Here is a 275-nt window from a genome sequence, read left to right on the forward strand (position 1 = left end):
TTGATTGCCTGTCGCTTCGGTCGCCGTTTCATCCGCATCGGCAAGTCCAAGCACTTGCTGTTGGCGGCCAGTACCCGTGGCGGCAAGGGCGTGAGCGTGGTCATTCCGAACTTGCTGGCATGGCTGGAGTCGGCGGTGATCCTGGACGTCAAGCGCGAGGCATGGGAAAAAACCGCTGGCCAGCGCGCCAAATACGGCCAGGTGTATCTGTTCGATCCGTTCAGCGACGACGGCAGCACGCACCGTTGGAATCCGCTGGGCTACGTGCGCCTGGA

At 62.2% G+C, this 275-nt stretch carries 1 protein-coding gene; it reads left to right on the forward strand.

Annotation, left to right across the window (positions count from 1 at the left end; translation table 11 throughout):
* A partial coding sequence (locus XalbCFBP2523_RS16105; protein WP_158250810.1) for a type IV secretory system conjugative DNA transfer family protein occupies positions 1-275 on the forward strand: 275 nt, incomplete at both ends.

The sequence above is a fragment of the Xanthomonas albilineans genome, from assembly GCF_002939705.1.
GTDB classification, from domain to species: domain Bacteria; phylum Pseudomonadota; class Gammaproteobacteria; order Xanthomonadales; family Xanthomonadaceae; genus Xanthomonas_A; species Xanthomonas_A albilineans.